Source organism: Halomonas sp. BDJS001 (assembly GCF_026104355.1).
GTDB lineage: Bacteria > Pseudomonadota > Gammaproteobacteria > Pseudomonadales > Halomonadaceae > Vreelandella.
This window is the reverse complement of record NZ_CP110535.1, coordinates 1,056,100-1,076,427: the sequence shown is the minus strand read 5'-3', so window position 1 is coordinate 1,076,427 and position 20,328 is coordinate 1,056,100. Positions and strand designations below refer to the sequence as shown.

Genomic DNA, 20,328 nt, shown 5'->3' with positions numbered 1-20,328 from the left:
ACCATCCTTAACGCACTAACAGAGCAATCACCACAATAGCCAGCGCTAGCGATACACCTTTCCAGAACAGCACCGGATCACGTTCCAGCAGCGGTAACTGGGCGCGCTTAAGCATGTCTGGGCTTGGCGAGCGTAGCTCGAAGATAAACTCCGAAAGCGCCGGAAAGCGTTTGTGGGGAGTGGGATGTAATGCCTTTTTGAGCACCTCATCCACCCAGGCGGGCAGTTCACGGTTTTCGCTAAGCGCCGATTGATAGGCAAGCTTATGCTGCGCTGCCCGCGTGCGGGTTTTGGCCACCTCGGTGCCGTAGGGCAGCGTGCCGGTTAGCATTTGATAGGTAATCACTGCCAGGGAGTACTGATCAGAACGGGGCGTGCCGCCTTCCCCGAGAAAATACTCCGGGGCGGTGTACTGGGCGGTGCCTAGAATATCGTCGCTAGCCGCACCGACCTCTTCGGCAATCCCCGCCACCTTGGCAGCGCCGAAGTCGATCAGCTTCACCGTGCCGTGGCTATCGATCATGACGTTGTCAGGGCGCAAATCCTGATGCAGCATTTCCAGGCGATGAAAGGCGCGCAACCCCTTGGCGATCTGCTCGACGAGGGGGCGCACACTGGCCAAATCGGCATCCGGATGGTCGCGCATCCACTGGGTCAGGGTTTGCCCTTCGATATACGCCAGCACGGTATACAGGTAGTGGCGTGGCCGCTGTTGGACAGGCGCTTTAAGCACGTGCACATTATTGATACGCCGGGCAATCCACTCCTCGCGCACAAACCGCTCAATGCTTGCCGGATCTTGGCTTAGCTCAGTCGAAAGCGTTTTTAGCGCGACTTTTTCACCACTCTCTACCTCTTCTGCCAGAAACACATGGCTGCGGCTGCTGGCATGCAGCTGGCGCACAATGCGGTAGCCATCTAGCTCGCTTCCCTCACGCAACTCAGGCGGCTGCGGTAACGCGCTTAGCGCTGCGTAAAGCTCATTGGAGTAATGTTCAGGCAGGCTATCAATGCGCACAATCTGTACGGTGAGGTTGTCATCGCTGCCCTTATCGAGGGCAGCAGCGATCAGTGCCTCGGCCGCCGCGTCCAGATCGCCCCAGTGGGCATGAATCAGCGCGACCATTTCGGCACTGGTCAGCCACTCATAAACACCATCAGTGGCGAGTAAAAACACATCACCGGCACTTAACGATACCGGGCGATAATCCAGCTCCAGATGCTGGCTGGCTCCCATGGCACGGCTTAAATGGCTGACTTCCCGGGATGCCCAGAAGCGATGATCCTCGGTCAGTGGTTCCAGCGTACTACCTGCGAGCTGATAGATGCGGCTATCACCAACGTGAAACAGGTGCGCAGTGGTGGACTTAATCACCATCGCGCTCAGGGTACACACATAGCCACGATCCAGATTGTAGCGATACTGGCTCTGGCGGGTTTGGGCGTAAAGCCAGGCATTGGTGGCCTGCAGTACCCGCTGGGCGGAGGTTTTAACCGCCCAAGTGGCTGGGGTGGCGTAGTAGTCTGTTAAGAAACCGCCCACTGCTGCCTCGCTCGCTTCCCGGCTCACTTCGCTGCTGCTGATCCCATCCGCTAACGCGATCGCAATGCCTTTGGTGGCGCGCAGGGGGTCACCGGGTAGATAAGCGCCATAAAAATCCTGATTGCTGGGCTTGCGCCCTTTATCAGAGTGCTGGCCGAGCGAAATGGTCAGCGCTGCCATTGTGCTTCCCCTACAAAAAGCCCCCGCCGGAGCGAAGGCTTGGTAAATGACTCACCACTATCAAATCATAGGGCTTTCTGGGGCGCGGTACGCACATGTGTGGTGTAGAGCGTCAGGCCGGTTAGCGCTAGGCCACCGATCAAGTTACCCAGCACTACCGGAATTTCGTTCCAGATCAGGTAATCCATAATCGAGAAGTTACCGCCCATCATCAGCCCGGATGGAAACAGAAACATGTTGACCACCGAGTGCTCAAAGCCCATACCGAAGAACAGCATAATCGGCATCCACATGGCAATCACCTTACCGCTCACCGTGGTTGAGATCATCGCACCCACCACGCCCAGGGAGACCATCCAGTTACACAATACGCCGCGAATAAAAATCGTCGCCATGCCGCCGGCACCATACTCTTTGTAGCCCACGGTGCGCCCTTCACCCACTTCACCAATCACCCGCCCCACTTCGCTGGGTTCGGTGCTAAAGCCGTAGGTAAAGACAATCGCCATAAGAAAGGCGACCGTTAATGCCCCACCAAAATTACCTATAAAGACAATGCCCCAGTGCTTGAGAATACGATTAATGGTCACCCCTGGCCGCTTATCCAGCCACGCCAACGGCGTTAACACAAACACGCCGGTCAATAGATCAAAGCCCATTAGATAGAGTATCGAAAAGCCCACGGGAAACAGAATGGCGCCAATAATCGGATAGCCGGTTTGCACCGCTACAGTCACCGCAAACACCGCCGCGATAGCCAAAATAGCCCCCGCCATAAAGGCACGAATCAGTGCATCACGGGTAGACATGTGAAGCTTGGCTTCGCCAGCATCGACCATCTTGGTGGCAAATTCGGCAGGCAATAAGTAGGACATAGAGAGCGTTTCCTTGGTTGTGGATTTTAAGGGACAGCAGGGTCAGAAGCGTAAAACGCGCACAGAAACCCTGCCGTTAAGGCGTGGTGTGCTGTGCAGAGCAAACATGGGTGGCTAGGGCAGCGGGCGTGGAGGTAACTCTCTGCACCACACTGCCCACCACAATCAAGCAGGGAGATGGCAAGGGAGTGGCGGCGAGTTTTTCAGGCATATCCGCCAGTGAACCCACTAGTGACTGCTGCTCTGGCTGGCTGGCGTTAGCCACCAGCATGATCGGCCACTCATCCGGCAGACCCGCTTCGCGTAGGCCGTGACAAATCGCACGCACTTTGGAAAGCCCCATATAAAACACCAGGGTTTCATCCTTACGCGCCAGCGATGACCAATCCGGCGTACCGTCTTCGCGGCATAGCTGGGCAGTCACAAAGCGCAGCTGCTGCGCGTGGCCACGATCGGTAAGCGGAATGCCCATACAGGCAGCGGCGGCAGAGGCCGCAGTAATCCCCGGCACAATGGCCGCGGGCACCTGGGCGGCGGCCAGGGCATCCAGCTCCTCGCCCATCCGCGCAAACACCGCTGGGTCGCCGCCCTTCAGACGCACCACCGACTTACCTTCCCGGGCGAGTTTGACTATTAGCGCACCAATTTCCGCCTGGGGTACGCTGTGATAACCGCGGGCTTTGCCCACATAGTAGCGCTCGCTGCCGCTAGGAATCAGGGCCAGCACGTCATCGCCCACCAAGCGGTCATACACCACGGCGTCCGCCTGCATAAGTAGGCGTGCGGCCTTGAGGGTTAACAGCTCCGCGTCGCCGCTGCCTGCTCCGACCAGGTAGACCTGCCCGGCGCGGCACTCGCCACGTAGTGGCAAACGTATATCGGAAGCGTGCGGAACCAACGGCGTAAGCGCGCGGTGCGATAACCGCATAAAGGCGTTAAACCACTTCAGTAGCAAGGGGTTGCTTAGTGCGGGCATTGGGCCGCTCCTCTTCAATCAGTGATTTCAATTCGGGAATACAGCTACCGCACTGGGTGCCGCAGGCGAGCCTGGCGCCCAACGCTTCTACGCTGGTGTCGCCCTCGCGGATCGCATTGACGATGGTGGTTTGGCCCACCTGGTGACAACTGCACACCACCGGGCCGGTATCCGCAGCACCGTCGTCACAGCCAGCTAATAGGCGGCGGCGGTGGGTATCGCTTAGCGCCGCCTCGTTGAAACGCGCCTCCAGCCACGCCAACCCTGGCAACTCTTTGGGCGGGCCGACCATCAGCCACCAGCGCAACTGACCGTTTTCTACACAGGCGGCGCGCAGCCGTCCGTTAGTGGGATCTTGGCTGACGATCGATACGTCGCCGGGCAACCACGTTTTCAGCTGCACCAACCAGTCATCAACTGATTGCGTATTGGCAAGCTGCCAGCGCTGGCAGCCGCGCATGGGAATACGTGTCCAGTAGGCACTGCTGCACCAAGGTGTTGATTCCACTGCTCCTTCGGCGACCAGTAGAGTGGCCTGCCAATCAGTAGCAAGCGGCGCCAGCGCCACGGCGCCGTGCTTCGATTCTGGCTGCCCAGAGAGCGAATCGGTAATGCTGTCGATCAGCGCGCTGCTTCTGGCCTGCTGGGTGAAGCAGTCAGTCCAGTGGATGGGCACAAAGACCTCACCACGGCGCTGGGCGTGGGAGACCCGTACCCGGGCGCGAAATTCGCCCTTCGCGGCGGTTAGCACCGCTAACCCCTGATCGGTGACCCCGGCAGTGTGAGCATCATCCGGGTGCACGTCCATAAAGGGTTCAGCGCGGTGGTTCATTAATCGTGGTGAGCGCGCGGTGCGGGTCATTGTGTGCCACTGATCGCGTATCCGGCCGGTATTCAACCGTAGCGGGTAGGCGGCACTCAACGGCTGTTCGGGCCCTTTGGGATGGATCGCCAGCAGCTTGGCGCGACCATTCGCGGTGGCAAATTCGCCATCTTCAAACAGTCGTGCCGTACCATGGGGAGCAGCCTTTGTGACCGGCCACTGAATGGGTGCCAAGGCGTCGTAGCCATCCCGGCCCAGGCCCACCAATCCCGAAATATCAAACAGCCGTTTTGGGCTGCCGGTCGCGCCGTTATTTTCAAACCCCGAGAGCCTGGCGTGCTCGTCGAAAATCTCCCAGGGGTGTGCGTAGTTAAACGCCTCGGCAAACCCCAACCGTTTCGCCACCTCGCAGATTATCCACCAGTCGTGGCGAGCCTCGCCTGGGGGCGGCAGCATGCCCCGCTGGCGAGAAATGCGCCGCTCGGAGTTGGTCACGGTGCCATCTTTCTCCGACCACCCCGAGGCGGGTAGCACAATATCGGCGTAGGGCAGCAGATCGGTATGGGCAGCGCACTCGGAAACGATCACCAGTGGGCACTTTTCCAACGCAGCACGCACTCGCGCAGCATCGGGAAGACTAATCGCGGGATTGGTGGCCATCACCCAGAGCGCTTTTATCTCGCCTTGCTCAATGGCTTCAAACAGTTCCACTGCTTTATAACCGGGCCCTTCCGGCAGGATAGGCGTCAGGCTGCTGGTGGCCCAGAAGCGGCTGACCAGATCGAGGGCGCCTGGGATGTGGTAATCCATATGCGCGGCTAGCTGGTTGGCTAACCCGCCCACTTCGCGGCCGCCCATGGCGTTGGGCTGGCCGGTAATCGAGAATGGCCCAGCCCCCGGCAAGCCGATTTTGCCGCCGGCCAAGTGGCAGTTAATAATGGCATTGCACTTATCGGTGCCGCTGGCGGATTGATTAACGCCCTGGGAGTAGAGGGTGACCACATGCAACTGACTGGCAAACCAGTAGTAGAAGGTTTCCAGTCGCTCGGGGTCGACATCACAGGCTTCCGCAACCTCTGCCACCGAGCCCGCGGTTTGCTGGGCCGCCGCCAGGGCATCGTCAAACCCGTCAGTGTGGCGCTCAAGGTAGAGGGTATCGAGTTTACGGCGCTGCGCCATCCACGCCAGCAATCCATTAAACAGGTAAGCATCGCTGCCCGGCTTAATTCCCAGGTAGAGGTCGGCGATTTCACAGCTGTCGGTCACGCGAGGGTCGATCACTACCAAGCGCATCAGCGGATTGCGCTCTTTAGCCACTTTAATACGCTGATAGAGTACCGGGTGATTCCAGGCCAGGTTGGAACCCACCAGTACGATCAGCTCCGCCTCTTCCAAATCCTCGTAGTTACACGGCACCGCATCGGCACCGAAGGCGCGTTTGTAGCCCACCACCGCCGAGGCCATACAGAGCCGCGAGTTGGTATCTAAATGAGGCGTGCCTAAAAAGCCTTTAAACAGCTTATTGGCGACGTAGTAATCTTCCGTCAGCAGTTGACCAGAAAGGTACGCTGCTACTGTTTGATTGCCATGCTCAGTGCGCAGGGCGTTTAAGCGCTCGGCGGTGGCGTTCAGGGCGGCCTCCCAGGAGACCTCCACGCCATCAACGCGAGGGTGAGTCAGCCGACCCTGATGTCCCAAGGTTTCGTGTAGTGCAGACCCTTTGACACATAGCCGCCCGAAGTTCGCCGGGTGCTCGCGGTCGCCCTCGACAGCGCTCAGCGTGCCCGCTTCAACGGTCGCCGTCACGCCACAGCCGACCCCGCAGTAGGGGCATGTGGTTTTGGCCTGAGTCATAGCTACTCCTCGGGTTGCTCATTAGCGCCAGGCATAAAAAAAACGTCCAGTCCCGTTCTCTAATACGCTCTATCAACGTATTAAGAGAAGAGGGCTGGACGTCGTTGCCACAGCGCACCTTCATCGGTGCCTTACTCTTTACAATAGTCTCTTCAAACAAATGAAGATTTACTAACAGCTACACATTTTCTAACGGCGAGTTATTTTTCTAACGGCTTTGGAGTTGTTCGCTGCCATCGCCAAGCAATGAGCGCTTATCCCTTGTTAACTCACTTATTGCCCTGACAGCTGCAAGAGCCAAGCCGAAAACCGCACTATTTAAAAATAATTATTTAAAAACAGATGGTTAAAAAAACAACGAATCATCACGCGGCACGCTTTTTAGCACTATGCGCACGTTAAATGGCATGTGAGGGTGCACGCTACCGCCCTTTTCGCACCATCGCTGTGCAGCCTATGCGCAGAGCCGTGCCGCCAGCAATCCAACCACCAAACCTAAGCAACTGAAATAATTATATAAAAGATGGTTAATGGCCAGTTGGCTAGTTCCTTGCTTATTACGGAGTAAGATTTTTAATCAGCTGACAGCCAATGGCGGTTGTCGCGCGTTTAAAAAACGCTATCGGGCAACGACGCCCCTGTTACGCACACTTTTGCAATGCTTTGCAAAGGGATGCGAGACAGGGGCGTTTTTTGTTTGGTGCTCAAGCAGCCGCAAAGACACAGAGGAGCCACCCATGGAAACCACTTCCCGGTGCTCGCCCAACGACCATCAAAACGACCATCTGGTGATCATTGGCAATGGTATGGCAAGCCACCGCCTAATCGAGGCTTTGGTAAAACAGCCCACACGCCCCCAGCGCATCACGGTGATTGGCGCAGAGCCGAGCCCTGCCTACAACCGTATTCTGCTTTCACCACTGCTGGCCGGTGAAATGCAGCAGGATGCACTTATGCTGCGCGACACCGCGTGGTACGCCGAACAGGGCGTCAACCTGATACTGGGTGAAAAGGTCGAGACGCTTGATCGCGCAAGCCAAACGTTGACCACCGATAGCGGGCGATCGCTTGATTACGATCATTTGGTCATCGCCACCGGATCACGCCCAGCGCTGCCCGATGTTCCCGGGATTGAACTTGAGGGCGTACACGGCTTTCGCGACCTGCAAGATGCCGAAGCACTTGAGGGCATTGCTCAGCGCGGCGGCGACGCTGTCGTGATTGGTGGCGGCCTCCTCGGTCTTGAAGCGGCTGAAGGGCTACGTAAGCGTGGCAACGGTATCAACGTCAGCGTGCTCCAGCGCAGCGAGCGGTTGATGAACCGCCAGTTGGATACCACCGCCGCGCACCTGCTTAAAGACACCCTCACTCAACGCGGATTGAACATTATCACCGGTGCCCAGCTAGCACGACTAGAAAGCGACGCCCAAGGCCGGGTAGCTAAGGTGCATCTTACCGATGGCCGCCAGTTGAACGCCTCCAGTGTAATCGTTGCCGCGGGCATTACCCCTAATGCGGAACTTGGCCGCCAGGCAGATCTGCGCACGGATCGAGCTATTGTGGTGGACGAATGGCTCACCACCAGCGACCCAGCGATCTCAGCGCTGGGCGAGTGCTGCCAGTTCGATGGCACCACCTACGGCCTTGTGGAGCCGATCTGGCGTCAGGTAGAAGTGCTCGCCGCGACGCTGTGCGGCACGCATACCCAAGGCTACGCGGATGCTCCCAGCGCTACCAAACTCAAAATTAGCGGTGTAGCGCTCTACGCCTTTGGCCCCACCGAGGCCAGCGCCGAGCATGAAGTGCTGAATTACCACGACATTGAGCGCGGTGACTACCGCCGCCTGCTGCTACGCGACGGCCAGATTGAAGGCGCGGTGCTTTACGGCGACACCAGCCAAGGCCCCTGGTACTTCGAGCAGGCGCTCGCGGGCACCGATCTCAACGCTTACCGCCAAGCCTTGTTGTTTGGTGGTGCTGATGTCGAGGTGCTACGCGAAGCATCTCAACACAGCCCTGATTATTCTGAGCTTTCTTCAAAACAATCTTCTTCAAAACACTCTTCTCATACAACGTCGGAGGCGGCTTAAATGTCTACCCAACAGCAGCTTATTATTATTGGTAACGGCATGGTCGGCCACCACCTGGTCGAACAGCTTGTCGATAACGGCGCCCTTGAGCGCTTTCAGGTCACCGTGTTTGGTGAAGAGCGCCACCGCGCCTACGACCGGGTGCACTTATCTGAATACTTCAGCGGTCGCGATGCCGATTCGCTAGCGCTTTGCGAGGCGGATTACTACGCCACCAGCGGTGTGGAACTGCGCACAAGCGAAGCTGTGATTGAGATCGACCGCGACCAGCAAGAGGTCATCACCGACCAAGGGCGATACCCCTATGACCGCCTGGTGCTGGCCACCGGTTCTTTCCCCTTTGTACCGCCGATTCCCGGTAACGATCGCGATGGTTGTTTGGTGTACCGCACTCTGGACGACCTAGACGCCATCCAAGCGGCCGCCGAAAACGCCACCACCGGCGTGGTCGTGGGCGGCGGTTTGCTGGGCCTTGAAGCGGCAAATGCCCTGCGCGGGTTGAACCTGGATACCGCTGTAGTAGAGTTCGCCTCTCGCCTAATGCCTATGCAGGTGGATAACGAAGGCGGCGAGCTACTGCGGGAAAAAATCGAAGCCCTGGGCGTACAGGTCCTTCTAGAACGGGCCACCCAGCGTATTGAGGATGGCGAAACCAGCCGCCACCGTATGGTCTTCCAAGACGACAAGGTGCTGGAAACCGACCTGATTGTGTTCTCGGCAGGCATTCGCCCCCGCGACCAGTTGGCCCGGGAGTGCGGCTTAGAGATTGGCGAGCGCGGCGGAGTGGTGGTGGATAACCAGTGCCTCACCAGCGACCCGGCCATTCTCGCCATTGGCGAAGTGGCACTTTGGAACCAGAGCATTTTTGGCCTTGTGGCCCCCGGTTACCAGATGGCCAAAGCGGCGCTTTCGACGCTGATTGGCGGTGACACCCAGTTTAGCGGTGCCGACATGAGCACCAAGCTTAAGCTAATGGGCGTTGACGTAGGCTCTATTGGTGACGCCCATGGTAATCAGAACCCCGGCGCGCGGATGTTCCGCTATCTGGATCCCATCAAGCAGGAGTATCGCAAGCTGGTGGTTTCCAGCGATGGTAAAAAGCTGCTCGGCGCCATGCTGGTGGGCGACAACGGCGTTTATGACACGCTGCTACAGTACTACTCAAACCGTATTGAACTCCCCGATGAACCCGCTTCGCTAATCCTGCCCCAAAGCAGCGGCGCAGCCCCCACCCTCGGCCCTGGCGCGCTACCGGAAACCGCCACTATCTGCTCCTGCCATAACGTCTCCAAGGGCGATATTTGCACCTCCATTGATGCGGGTGCGATAGATTTAGGCGGGGTGAAAGGCGATACCAAAGCCAGCACCGGCTGCGGCGGCTGTACCGCGCTGCTTAAAAGCGTGGTGGATCATGAGCTGGAAGCCCGCGGCGTCGAAGTCGATAAATCGATTTGCGAGCACTTCGCCCATACCCGCCAGGAGCTTTATGACATTGTGCGCGTGGAAGGTATCAAAACCTTCAGTGAGTTGATCGCTAAACACGGCAATCAGGACACACACTGCCTGGGCTGCGATATCTGCAAACCCGCCGTGGCATCCATTCTGGCCTCCTGCTTTAACGAGCCGATCACCGACGCGGCGCACATCCCCTTGCAGGATACCAACGACACCTTTATGGCCAACATGCAGAAGAACGGCACCTACTCGGTGGTGCCCCGTGTTGCCGGCGGCGAAATCACCCCAGACAAGCTGATTGTGCTGGGCGAAGTGGCCAAAAAATACAACCTCTACTCCAAAGTGACTGGCGGCCAGCGCATCGACCTGTTCGGCGCCCGCCTGGAAGACCTGCCGGATATCTGGGGCGAGCTAATTGCTGCAGGTTTCGAGACGGGGCACGCCTACGGCAAGTCACTGCGTACGGTGAAATCCTGCGTGGGCAGCACCTGGTGCCGCTACGGCGTGCAGGACAGCGTCGGCATGGCGATTCAGTTAGAGAACCGCTACAAGGGCCTGCGCTCACCGCACAAGATCAAGTTTGGCGTTTCCGGCTGCACCCGCGAGTGCGCCGAAGCCCAGAGCAAAGACATCGGCATTATCGCTACCGAAAACGGCTGGAACCTCTACGTGTGCGGTAACGGCGGCATGCGCCCCCGCCACGCCGAACTGTTCGCCACCGACCTGGACGACGAGCAGCTCTACCGCACCATTGACCGCTTCCTGATGTTCTACGTGCGCACCGCTGACCGCTTGCAGCGCACCTCGGTATGGCGCGAAAACCTCGACGGCGGCCTGGAGTACCTCAAAGAGGTGATTCTGGAAGACAGCTTAGGCATCAACGACGAGCTGGAGCGTCAGATGCAAACCGTGGTGGATACCTACCAGTGTGAATGGGCCGACGCTATCAGCGACCCGGAGAAGCTCAAGCGCTTCCGCAGCTTCGTCAACGATGACCGCCCGGATCCGTCAATCATCATGACCTCCGAACGCGGCCAGCTGCGCCCCGCTTAAGCACGCTGGGCCCTGACACGGGCAAAGACACTGATACTGAATAAAAACGAGGCAACCCATGACCGCAACGGCACTGAAAAAAGAGATGGATATGGTAGACACCCCTAACAGCGAGGCTTTTGAAAGCAGTAGCGCATGGCAAAAAGTGTGTACCAAAGATGATCTGGTAGCGTTCTCTGGCATCGCCGCCTGGCTGGAAACCGCCGACGGCCCGCCCAGGTCGCCATTTTCTACTTGCCTGGGTTGGAAAACGGCAAAAACAGCGCACTCTATGCCCTCGACCACCATGACCCTTTCTCTAACGCCAATGTGATCGCTCGTGGCATTGTCGGCGACCTGAAAGGCGCACCGGTGGTCGCCTCCCCAATCTACAAGCAACACTTCCGCCTTGAAGATGGCCAGTGCCTAGAAGATGAGAACGTCAAACTACGTACCTGGAAGATTGAGTTTAAAGGTGATGAAGTGTGGGTGGAGGGTTAGCCACATTGATTAGCTTTGTTAAAACAACAACGTCGCCATTAGGGCGGCGTTGTTGTTAGTAGCCGTTACTCTCAAACGTTATTCATTCAAAAAGCTAATAAGCGCCTGATTAAACTCATCAGGATGGGTAGCATTGAGACCATGAGGCCCGCCCTTGATCACTTGCGTTTGCGCATTGGGCAGTAGCTCCTGGGCCCGTTTACCGCTGACTTCAAAGGGCACGATGCCATCTGAGTCGCCGTGCAGCACCAATGTGGGTATATCGATCTTGGTCAGGTCTTTGCGGAAATCGGTGTAGCTAAAGGCTTTTATGCAGTCGTAGGTCGCTTGGGGTGACGCAAAGGCGGCAATATTGCGATGGTACTGCCGATTCGGTTCGCTGACTAAATTGCTGCGCTCGCCTGCGTTAAAGAAGCTCTTGGTAAACTCCTCCAGAAAGGCAAGGCGATCATCTTTTACGCCCTCAAGGAACTGATTGATGGTGGCATCATCAAGACCGCCTTCAGGATTATCATCGGCTTTATACAGGTAAGGTGGCACCGCCGCAGCAAAAACGGCTTTATGGACATGCGCCGTGCCGTAGCTGGAAAGATAGCGCGCCACTTCCCCGCCGCCCATGGAAAAGCCCACCAGGGTGGCATCGTGCAGATCCAGCGTCTCGATCAGTTTCTTGAGATCTAACGCGAGCGTGTCATAGTCGTAGCCACCGTCGGCCTGGGTTGACCCGCCAAAGCCCCGGCGGTCATAGGTAATCACCTTATAACCCGCCTCGACTAACGCTGGCACCTGCTTTTCCCACGAGCGACCACTCAGCGGCCAACCGTGAATCAGCACCACGGGCTTACCCGCCCCGCGCACTTCGTAATAAAGCTCAACCGGCGTGCCCTGTTCCGTTCCTACGCTCAGCATTGGCATCGTCTCACCCTCCTGTTTGGCTTAACGTGAAGCATTTATGTGCCACATAAGGCTAGTACAACCCTTTCGGACTTACCAAAGTGGGCTGTTAGTAGCTCTTTATACGTTCGTTAGAAGCAGAGGCATTACTGTTCGCCCCTGGTTTTCGCGTTCCTGTGTGCATGGGGGCAAAGCTGCTGGGATTGGTGTTAAACAATTACCGTGAACTACCACGCCTAAAGGGAAAGGTGGGGTAAGCCTGTTGTCTTGCAGCGGGTACCACCATCCCAAAGCGATTTTCGATGTCGCCCATTTCAATAAATTTCTCGCCGCGCTGGTAAGCCGCGCGCAGCTGCTCACTAAGTTCGTTAAGCGCCGCCGATGGCTTAGCCCATTGGGATTCAGGCAGGGGTTTTGACCACTCGGCAAGCCAGTCGCTGGGCACGGCTTTGGGGAGGATATGCTTCATACGGTATTCGGTGTACCAGTGAGCAAAGCGAGCATGCTCCCAGAGTCGCTTGCGCCGAAAGCGCCGCCAGCGGGCGGGGTCGTTAGTGCGTTCGCATTCAGCTTTTTCACGGGCCACATAGGCGTTGTACCACTCGACGCCCCACTCTCTGGCGGAGGGGGTAATCGCATCAGCCCCCTCTTCCATAAAGCGGCGAATATACTCCCACTGGGCTAGCGCACCGGGCAGACCACCGACGCCGACCATAATGCCCGCACCTGGCAGCGTGTAACCAGGGCGCTGCGGGTCAGGCGGCACCAGCGCAAAGCTCCAACCAAAGCCTGTGATCGCCCCTGGCCCGAGGCCAGGGTTAAAGGCACACATCGCGACGACATCTTCCCAGGGCACCAATACCGTGCGCCGTTCGCGTTTGAATAGCCGACAGGTGGCGTCATAAACCGGTGGGTAAACGTAGAAAAAAGCCAGGGCGCCGATATGCAGTAGCGTCAAACCGACAGGGAAACTCGGCCGGGCACCGCGCAGCCATTCACCCACTTCAATCACCCCCATAAAACCCGGAGCCGCTGCGGCTAGGCCCACTGTAGACGTTAACCAAAGGTTTTGAGGCGCGGGAAGCCAAAAGCGACCTGGGGGATCTACCACAAAAGCAACTTCACGTCGCTGACGGTTTAGGCGAATAGGCGGCATACGCTTAAGTAGCGTATTGATCCAGACAATGCTAAGAATAAACACATACAGGAAAACAAAATATAGTCCTCCCCCCCATCCTATAAACACCATGTCGTACAACGAGTTTTTGGCAACGGCAATCATAAGCAGTAGCAAGCCGAAACCGTTCATAAATAACGCTAACCCACTTAACATATGCCCTGCCGTCATCATGGTGTCGGGGCTAGCGCCCTGGCGAATATCCATTGTGACACCATCGTGGTGCACATCGATATGCGCCACATCTACCGCGTACTCGCTATCTGTGGGTAGGGGTAGCGGACTCAAACAATATTGCTCACCCCCGGCACGGCTTTCCCGTTCGCCCGCGCGCATGGGGGGTAAAGCATCTTTGGGGTTGGTGTTAAACATTATTCTTCCTTGTTTAGGGCGCCCAGGGCGTGAGTGGCATACCCGGCCAAGTGCCTATTTTGACGCTACTGAAAAAACTATCCGTCAGGGCACTCACATCACGCCACTCTCCTGGCAGTGAACGGCCACGACGGTGTAGTTCATAGACTTGCGTTGTGGATTCACCGTTGAGGCGCGAGCGCACCACCAGCCGTACAAAGTTGAACTGACTTAGCGCCTCTGGCGCAAAGTGATAGGTGACATCTACACGAGAGTTTTCTGTTCTATTATGGGCATACGCCAGCACATCACGGGTCAGCTCTTGATGGCCCCCACGCATAGGAACACCCCATACTCCGAAAGAGAGCGTCTCTTCATCGGGTGGCTGACCACCGGGCATGGTCAGCCGGAAGGCTAGATCGCTAGCGGCAGGGCCAGGCCCAGGGCCTGCATGGGGTGCTGCCACGCCTTGGCGTTCCACGCTAACCTCGCTGCCGCTTAGTTTGCCCAGTTCCTGCTCATGCTTTTCAAGGTTCCACTGTTTACTGCGCAGCCCCCAGTAGCTTTGCTGGCACCAGCGCTGCACAGGGCTGAGTGAAAAGCGACTGGCTAATAAGTCGCCCATCACCAATAACAGCGTACTGACCGCAACGAACCAGCCCACCGGCCCGGCAAACTGCAACATCAAAAGCCGCAACTGCGCAGCAGGCGTGCCTAATATTCTACCCACAAGCCATCTGCCGCCTAAGGCAAAGCCTCCTCCTGCTGTACCAGAAGCCCCCATCAGAGCCACCTGAGTGGCTAAACGCTCCGCCTGGGTCTGGGCACGCCCCAGCTTCTGCCCTTGCCTAATCATCTCAAAAACACCAGCCACCCCACCCAGACCAGCAACAAAACCCATAGCTTTATTGGCTGCCCTGGCCCAACGCTCCAGCTGGGCTGGGCTGCCCGCTGCCGCTTTTAATTCAGCCTGGGCGACCTGCTGAAAAGCTCGCCCTTCATAGAGTTTGCGATGGCGAGCATCGACGATCATTTCTCTAATCGCCATAAGTGCTGCCGCTGTTGCTGTTGTCTGCGAGCCCGCATTACCAAAATGCTCCCAAAAATGCTCTTGCCCCCAGTTCTTGACCAAGTCGTTCACAGCGACACAGGCAGTAATTGCACCTAAAGCTGACAAACTACCGTTCACCAACACCCCCACAGCCCGGGATACAGACAATTCATTCTGCTCGTTACGAATCAGGGTATCCAAGGTATTGCGCATCGTGTCACGGGGCTGATTGGCCAACTGTTTGAAGGCGTTGCGCTCAGCCAGCGCTGCGCGGGTAGCGGCTTGGCTTAAGCCGCCTATTTTCAGGGCGTGGCTACCATTCTCATTAGCGGGAAAACTATGATCTGCCAGCTCTTCTAATGCCTCACCCAGCAACTGCTGCTGTTGCCTTATCTCTAACTCTTTAGCTCGGATTTTTCTCGCGTTGAACTGGTCAGCAGCGCGGCGATGGGCCTGGCTTGTGCCCCGACGAGAAGCACGCTTTATTTCCGCATCCCGCTCTTGGTAATAGCGCTCCATATCCTGTTCCAACCGCTGGAGCAGTGATGACGAGCGTTGTGCCTTGGTGGTGGCCTCCCGCAATTTACCTAGCACGGTTTGGTCAGGAATATCCCAGCCCATCTCAGCCAGCCCCAGGCGCTCAAGAAACATTAGCCGTTGCCCTTCCGGCAACATGCCTGCCAGATTGGCAAAGCGCTGGGGCATCTCCAACTGTTGTGCATCGTCTAGCAGACTTTTGATGACCGCTTCACCCAACATTTTCTCTTTGTAACTGACCTCCCCGGCAATATCCGCCACCACATCATCGGCGAGGCCCTCAATGCTGCGAAAGCGCAGGCCTGTTTGCTCATCAATAGTGCTCCGCCACGTTTGATAATTACCTAGTGCGCCTGAGGCGGTCATCAAAGCCGCCGCCTGTGTTAAGGCTTTTTGCGGGCCATCCAACTCGGATAGGAAGGTGTCAATAAAGCTTTCAGTAGGAATAAAGTGAAGCAAGTGGGCCGTGTTGGGGGTATCGCCCATATAATACTGAGCAAGAAAATCGCTTTGCCCACACAATGCCAGCGTTTCGAAAGCGTACTTCTCGATTTTACTCGTCAGTTTTATATGTAGTGCTTCTTCCCTATCCAGCACCAGAGCATAGTCGTGCCATACAGGCGCTAGCCGCGCCATATCCTGTCCTATGGCTAGGTAAGCCGATTGCCAATCCTCCTCAAGGCCGTTGGCGTAGGCTAGGAAATTTTCCATATCCTGCTGACGAATGACATCTACAATGCCATTGGGTGCCAGCGCGTAGTGGCCGCCAATCACTTCATTAAAGTGGGCCTGCTCGGTTTCCTCGACAAACTCTTTTACTGACTCAGCATCCGTACCTAGGTTTTCAGCGATTTGCTGGCTGAGTTCATCGATATCCCGGTTAATAGGCGCCAAGGCGCTACCGACCACTCCAGTGTGAGCAGTATGGATAGCCTCACGCCTTTCGCGTCGCTGCTCGTAAAGGTCTGCCAGTTCGCGTAGATCAGCTTGATCATCGCTGCCAGCATCGCCTAGCCATTCGGGAATATTGCCCTGGCCCGCATTAGCGGCATGCGGAGCAAAGTTAAGGGTCATCAGCCCATCGATCGTTCTCGCCGCGAAGTTCTCTGTTTGATACTTATCCTGCCAATTGCCCTGTTGTTCAGCTAGTTGCTTCCAAAGTTGCGCCCAGTCTTTTACTCGTGCGGGAATATCTTCTACCACGAGAATGGCGCTGTCGTTTTGGTAGCTGCCTTTGATGCTGCCCACAATCTCGCCAGCGCTGGCCGCTTGCCAATCGATAGGCGTCGCTTCGAGGTCACACCAGGCATAACTGCCCGGATCGATTTCAGCATCAGCGCCTGCCTCTTGGTCAGGCGCTTCTGGGGTTACACGATGCTCACCGTGGTCGTCTGCCAGTGCGTCAGGCAAGTCATTGGGGTCAAGTAAATGAGCGGTGCCATGGCAGAATCCGCCTATGCCTACTCGGGTCATTACCTGGCGACGGAAGGTGGGGATCAATAGCATGGACTGATGGCGCTCAGTTAGCTCCACCATGCTGTGCAGTACTTCGATGCTCCCTTTGCGTTCAAGAATAATCTCATCGCCACTGCCATCGGGCTCTACTTTGAATATCAGGAGTTCATCGGGCGTTAAGCTATGCACAATATATAACCACCCTGAACGTATCGGCCGAATGCCTGAACGGCGAAAACGACCACCGTGCACTGGGGCAAAGCCATTCACCGCTTCTGCACGCTCGGCCTCAGGCTCTTCGACCATGGCATAACGTACCGGCACTAACTGCATATCTTTTTGTGTTAGCGTACATTGGCCGCTTTCATCGCTGGGGTCGTTATCGGGTTGATTATCGGCAACGCGATTCGCGGCCGCTATATCCATGCTCATACCATGTCATCCTGTTCTAACGCTTGCTGGGCAAGACTGACTGCCGCTTTTAGCCGTTCCATTGGTGCTTGATGGTTGGGATGGAGAAGCAATTTAGCTAATGCAGGGTACCGATCAACATCCAATGCGGCGTTACCGTGGGCGCCTAATATATTTGCCATGTAAAAGTGGGCTCGCTGGCCCATAAACCCTAGACGAGCTGTCGTTGTGATTACCTGCTCGGCCGCCTCCATCGCTGAGCCGTGGTGACTGATTAGCGGGCCTGATGGGAAGTAGCGCTGCAAATGCTTAGCGAGCGTGGTTTGAAAACGCTGCCAGTTCACTTGTGCCAGAGCGGAAAGGTGCACTTCTTGCAATGTTAGGGGAGACGCTGAAGTAGGTACGCCAGTCTCTTGCAATGAGTCGCTTTGGTTAACCTGCCACCATGTCATGGAGGTGTTGTCTTTAACCGGTAACCAGGCACGTTCAATAACGCTACCAAACAAACTTGTGTAGCTCCCTCCCCCCTTGATATTGAGCAAACTGTGCATAACGGCTGGGGAGGCGAGACGCAGCACCTGCGTCCCATGGACGGGGTGATGCACCATCAGCAGCCAGCGTAGGCGGGCTAAAAGCTCTTGGCGGGAGGCACGACTGTAAAGCAGCCACCCCCACTGCTGTTCAGCCCCTTGCTGTAAGAATGCGTCCCAGAGGGCTGGTGCCCCTTGCAGAGCCACCAGGCAAGGTGACGCTTCACGACACTCTTTCAGAGGCGTTTTCAGGTAGAGCACCTCGTAATCGGGCGCTTCCACTGTCTCATAGAGCCAGCGCTCTAGGTTTGGCCGCGTTAACGCATCCAGCAATACGTAGTAGTCAGGCTGATTCACTACGTCTCTATATTTAGGTGGCGGGCCCAGCGAATATTTTCGTAAGCCTTCGCTAGTGAGATGACTCATCATTATGCCCCTCCCGATACAGTGTCGTCGGGTGGCTCGCATAGATTGGTCAGCGCACTCCCTTGCTTTAGCGCTGCTAACTGGCGCGATGGCTCAATATCACTGCTTAGCAACGGCGAGTGCCCTATCGCCTCTGCCCGGCCATGGTCTTTACCTTCCAGCACGGGCGGCAGTTTGGGCAATTCAACCGCCTGCCCGGCACCACTACCTGGGCTGCCACCGGCGTTGATTTTGACTCGGGGGCCGACGATGGTGATGCCACTGGCGTTAATCTTGATAAAGCTGCCACCGGCTTTTAGGGTGATTTCGCCATCGGCTTCGAGGACTGCTTTTTGCCCCGACTTGATATGCAGCTCCTGACCACTTTCGCTTAGCCAAGCCTCTCCGGCGCGCATATGCAGGGTGCCTTCCACGCTTAAATGCTGGGCGCCTTCGGTGTGCTCAAAGCGGTGGCGGTGCACCGTGTGATGATCGTCGTTGTCGATCTCGCTGATGCGGTCGTTGTGCACCTTGAGGTGGCTATCGCGTTTGATCTCTTCCGTGCGGTCGTTAAGGGTGAGTAGCTCCAGGTCTTTTTGGGCGTGGAACCAGATCTGCTCCTCGTCGGTGGCGTCCTCAAAGCGCAGTTCATTAAAGCCTTTGCTTTTATGGCTTTGGGTGCGGATCACCGTGCGGGTTTTGTGCTCCGGTAGCGTATACGGCGGGGTGTTTACCGCGTGGTAGGTACGGCCGGTAATCAGCGGCTGGTCGGGGTCGCCTTCCAAAAATGAAACGACCGTTTCATTTCCGATCCTGGGGATCGCCATACTGCCGTAGCCACCGCCTGCCCAGTCCTGGGCCACCCGTACCCAGCAGCTGGCGGTCTCGTTAGGTTCGGCGTAGCGATCCCAGGGGAACTGCACCTTAACCCGGCCGTGTTCGTCGCAGTAGATCTCTTCGCCTTCCGGGCCCACCACAAAGGCTATTTGGGGGCCGTCAACGCGGGGTTTGGGGTTGGGCTCCGGGCGGAAGGTTTGATCCTTGGGCATGATTACCAGCTCGTTATAGTAGCGGGTCATCTGCTCGTCTGCTTGCCCGGTGTTTGCCCCATTGCCGCCCCGCATCATGCCGTCCTCTTCCAGGGCCTGGGGCTGTTCGCCGTGATGCACCACCGAGACCACCTGCCACGCCTGGTTAAGGCTATCGATATCGTGGTCGGTGAGGGTAAAGCAGATACCCGGGGCGAGTTCGGGCAAATCACTCTCCGCCTCGGCGGTGGTGGCGTCAGCGCGCAGGGACTCTAAACGGTGGCGGGTAAAAGGCTTGCCGGAGGCGTCCTTCTTATAACGGCCGGGGTAATCAAAGTGCTCGTAATCCTCTCGTTGGGCGTGTTCGCCCAGCCCCGATGCTTGGTGCTCGTGAATCTGGGCGTAGGCAGGATTCTTAAAAGTGTAGTCCTTGAGCATCGCCGAGGCGGGGCGCACCCGACTGGCCTGGCGGAGTTGACGGATATGGCGTCGTGGCGGGGTACCTCCGGCACGGCCGTGGTAGACGCGCTCGCCGACGCTGGGCAGTACCACGGTGGCGTCGGCAAACACCAGCTGGTGCTTGCCACCTTCGACGTTCTCGAACTCATGGAAATAGAAACAGCCCTCTTCAGCGGCCACGCGCCCGATAAAGGCCAGGTCGGTCTCCCGGTACTGCACCAGATACTCACGATCCAAGGGCGTGCGGGTGGTGGCAAAGCCGATATCGGTCAGGCCACGCTCGCTGGCCAGGGTGGTGATGGCGTCATAGGGCGAGGTGTCTTGAAAGATACGCGAATTATGGCGCAGCGATAACCGCCACAGGGCGGGCCGAATCTCCACCCGATAAAAGCTGCGCCGATGACCGCGATCGCCGCGGTGCAGCTCTGTGACCACCCCGTGCACCCGGCGCAGCGGCTCGCCATCCTGCCAAATGGACAGGGTGGCTTCCTGATCCAAACAGTCGCTGGGCGATAGGTTATGGGAGCGGCTGGCAAAGTCCACGGAGAGGGTAAAGGGTTCAGAGAGAGCTTCACGATGGGTAAAACGCACCACGGCGGTATCATCGGCCCCTGGTAGGGCCAAGGTAAATTGCAGGCCTGTTTTATCCGCCATTTCTCCGCTCCTTGGATCGTTATCTGCTAATGAGAACGAATCAGGAT

At 57.1% G+C, this 20,328-nt stretch carries 11 protein-coding genes and 1 pseudogene; 3 read left to right on the top strand and 9 right to left on the bottom strand.

Going from position 1 to position 20,328, the window contains the following annotated elements; translation table 11 throughout:
- Nucleotides 1–7: 7 nt before the first annotated feature.
- The 4 genes from OM794_RS04935 to OM794_RS04920 form a co-directional block, all read right to left on the bottom strand.
- The gene (locus OM794_RS04935; protein ID WP_265154318.1) at nucleotides 8–1,723 is read right to left on the bottom strand and encodes a bifunctional protein-serine/threonine kinase/phosphatase; all 1,716 of its coding nucleotides are present in this window, start codon (nucleotides 1,721–1,723) and stop codon (nucleotides 8–10) included.
- Nucleotides 1,724–1,788: 65 nt separating this feature from the next.
- Nucleotides 1,789–2,598 carry a formate/nitrite transporter family protein gene (locus OM794_RS04930; RefSeq protein ID WP_226248174.1) on the bottom strand — a complete coding sequence of 270 codons (810 nt, stop codon included), beginning with the start codon at nucleotides 2,596–2,598 and terminating at the stop codon, nucleotides 1,789–1,791.
- A gap of 76 nt (nucleotides 2,599–2,674) precedes the next feature.
- On the bottom strand, nucleotides 2,675–3,574 hold the full coding sequence (cobA, locus tag OM794_RS04925) for a uroporphyrinogen-III C-methyltransferase (protein WP_226248172.1): 900 nt from the start codon (nucleotides 3,572–3,574) through the stop codon (nucleotides 2,675–2,677).
- Nucleotides 3,534–6,251, bottom strand: coding sequence for a nitrate reductase (locus OM794_RS04920; protein WP_226248170.1), 2,718 nt, complete (start codon nucleotides 6,249–6,251; stop codon nucleotides 3,534–3,536). The genes cobA and OM794_RS04920 overlap by 41 nt, the downstream gene beginning before the upstream one ends.
- A 737-nt stretch (nucleotides 6,252–6,988) precedes the next feature.
- On the opposite strand from OM794_RS04920, the gene OM794_RS04915 reads away from it, so the two are divergent.
- The 3 genes and pseudogenes from OM794_RS04915 (at nucleotide 6,989) to nirD (ending at nucleotide 11,329) form a co-directional block, all read left to right on the top strand.
- Entirely contained in the window at nucleotides 6,989–8,341 is a 1,353-nt protein-coding gene (locus tag OM794_RS04915) for an NAD(P)/FAD-dependent oxidoreductase (RefSeq protein WP_226248167.1), read from the top strand.
- Nucleotides 8,342–10,849 carry a nitrite reductase large subunit NirB gene (gene nirB / locus OM794_RS04910; RefSeq protein WP_226248166.1) on the top strand — a complete coding sequence of 836 codons (2,508 nt, stop codon included), beginning with the start codon at nucleotides 8,342–8,344 and terminating at the stop codon, nucleotides 10,847–10,849.
- A gap of 58 nt (nucleotides 10,850–10,907) precedes the next feature.
- Nucleotides 10,908–11,329: pseudogene (gene nirD, locus OM794_RS04905) on the top strand (nitrite reductase small subunit NirD).
- A 78-nt stretch (nucleotides 11,330–11,407) separates the two neighbouring features.
- Here the strand turns inward: nirD and OM794_RS04900 are convergent.
- The 5 genes from OM794_RS04900 to tssI all read right to left on the bottom strand — a co-directional run bounded on the left by OM794_RS04900 (nucleotide 11,408) and on the right by tssI (nucleotide 20,281).
- Entirely contained in the window at nucleotides 11,408–12,244 is an 837-nt protein-coding gene (locus OM794_RS04900) for an alpha/beta fold hydrolase (RefSeq protein WP_226248163.1), read from the bottom strand.
- 196 nt (nucleotides 12,245–12,440) lie between these two features.
- Nucleotides 12,441–13,772, bottom strand: a complete 1,332-nt coding sequence (locus OM794_RS04895; protein ID WP_226248161.1) for a hypothetical protein — start codon at nucleotides 13,770–13,772, stop codon at nucleotides 12,441–12,443.
- Between the two features lie 13 nt (nucleotides 13,773–13,785).
- The gene (locus OM794_RS04890) at nucleotides 13,786–17,226 is read right to left on the bottom strand and encodes a toxin VasX (RefSeq protein ID WP_226248159.1); all 3,441 of its coding nucleotides are present in this window, start codon (nucleotides 17,224–17,226) and stop codon (nucleotides 13,786–13,788) included.
- Nucleotides 17,223–18,092 carry a DUF4123 domain-containing protein gene (locus OM794_RS04885; RefSeq protein ID WP_226248156.1) on the bottom strand — a complete coding sequence of 290 codons (870 nt, stop codon included), beginning with the start codon at nucleotides 18,090–18,092 and terminating at the stop codon, nucleotides 17,223–17,225. Before OM794_RS04885 ends, OM794_RS04890 begins: the two co-directional genes overlap by 4 nt.
- A 71-nt stretch (nucleotides 18,093–18,163) precedes the next feature.
- Nucleotides 18,164–20,281: a type VI secretion system tip protein TssI/VgrG gene (gene tssI / locus OM794_RS04880; RefSeq protein ID WP_226248154.1), complete on the bottom strand. Its 2,118-nt coding sequence runs from the start codon at nucleotides 20,279–20,281 to the stop codon at nucleotides 18,164–18,166.
- Nucleotides 20,282–20,328 lie beyond the last annotated feature (47 nt).

Bases quoted from the DNA above. Each gene is read 5' to 3' on its own strand.
- nirB (WP_226248166.1), top strand. From the start codon at position 8,342: ATGTCTACCCAACAGCAGCTTATTATTATTGGTAACGGCATGGTCGGC.
- OM794_RS04900 (WP_226248163.1), bottom strand. From the start codon at position 12,244: ATGCCAATGCTGAGCGTAGGAACGGAACAGGGCACGCCGGTTGAGCTT.
- OM794_RS04920 (WP_226248170.1), bottom strand. From the start codon at position 6,251: ATGACTCAGGCCAAAACCACATGCCCCTACTGCGGGGTCGGCTGTGGC.
- OM794_RS04895 (WP_226248161.1), bottom strand. From the start codon at position 13,772: ATGTTTAACACCAACCCCAAAGATGCTTTACCCCCCATGCGCGCGGGC.
- OM794_RS04890 (WP_226248159.1), bottom strand. From the start codon at position 17,226: ATGAGCATGGATATAGCGGCCGCGAATCGCGTTGCCGATAATCAACCC.
- cobA (WP_226248172.1), bottom strand. From the start codon at position 3,574: ATGCCCGCACTAAGCAACCCCTTGCTACTGAAGTGGTTTAACGCCTTT.
- OM794_RS04915 (WP_226248167.1), top strand. From the start codon at position 6,989: ATGGAAACCACTTCCCGGTGCTCGCCCAACGACCATCAAAACGACCAT.
- OM794_RS04930 (WP_226248174.1), bottom strand. From the start codon at position 2,598: ATGTCCTACTTATTGCCTGCCGAATTTGCCACCAAGATGGTCGATGCT.
- OM794_RS04935 (WP_265154318.1), bottom strand. From the start codon at position 1,723: ATGGCAGCGCTGACCATTTCGCTCGGCCAGCACTCTGATAAAGGGCGC.
- tssI (WP_226248154.1), bottom strand. From the start codon at position 20,281: ATGGCGGATAAAACAGGCCTGCAATTTACCTTGGCCCTACCAGGGGCC.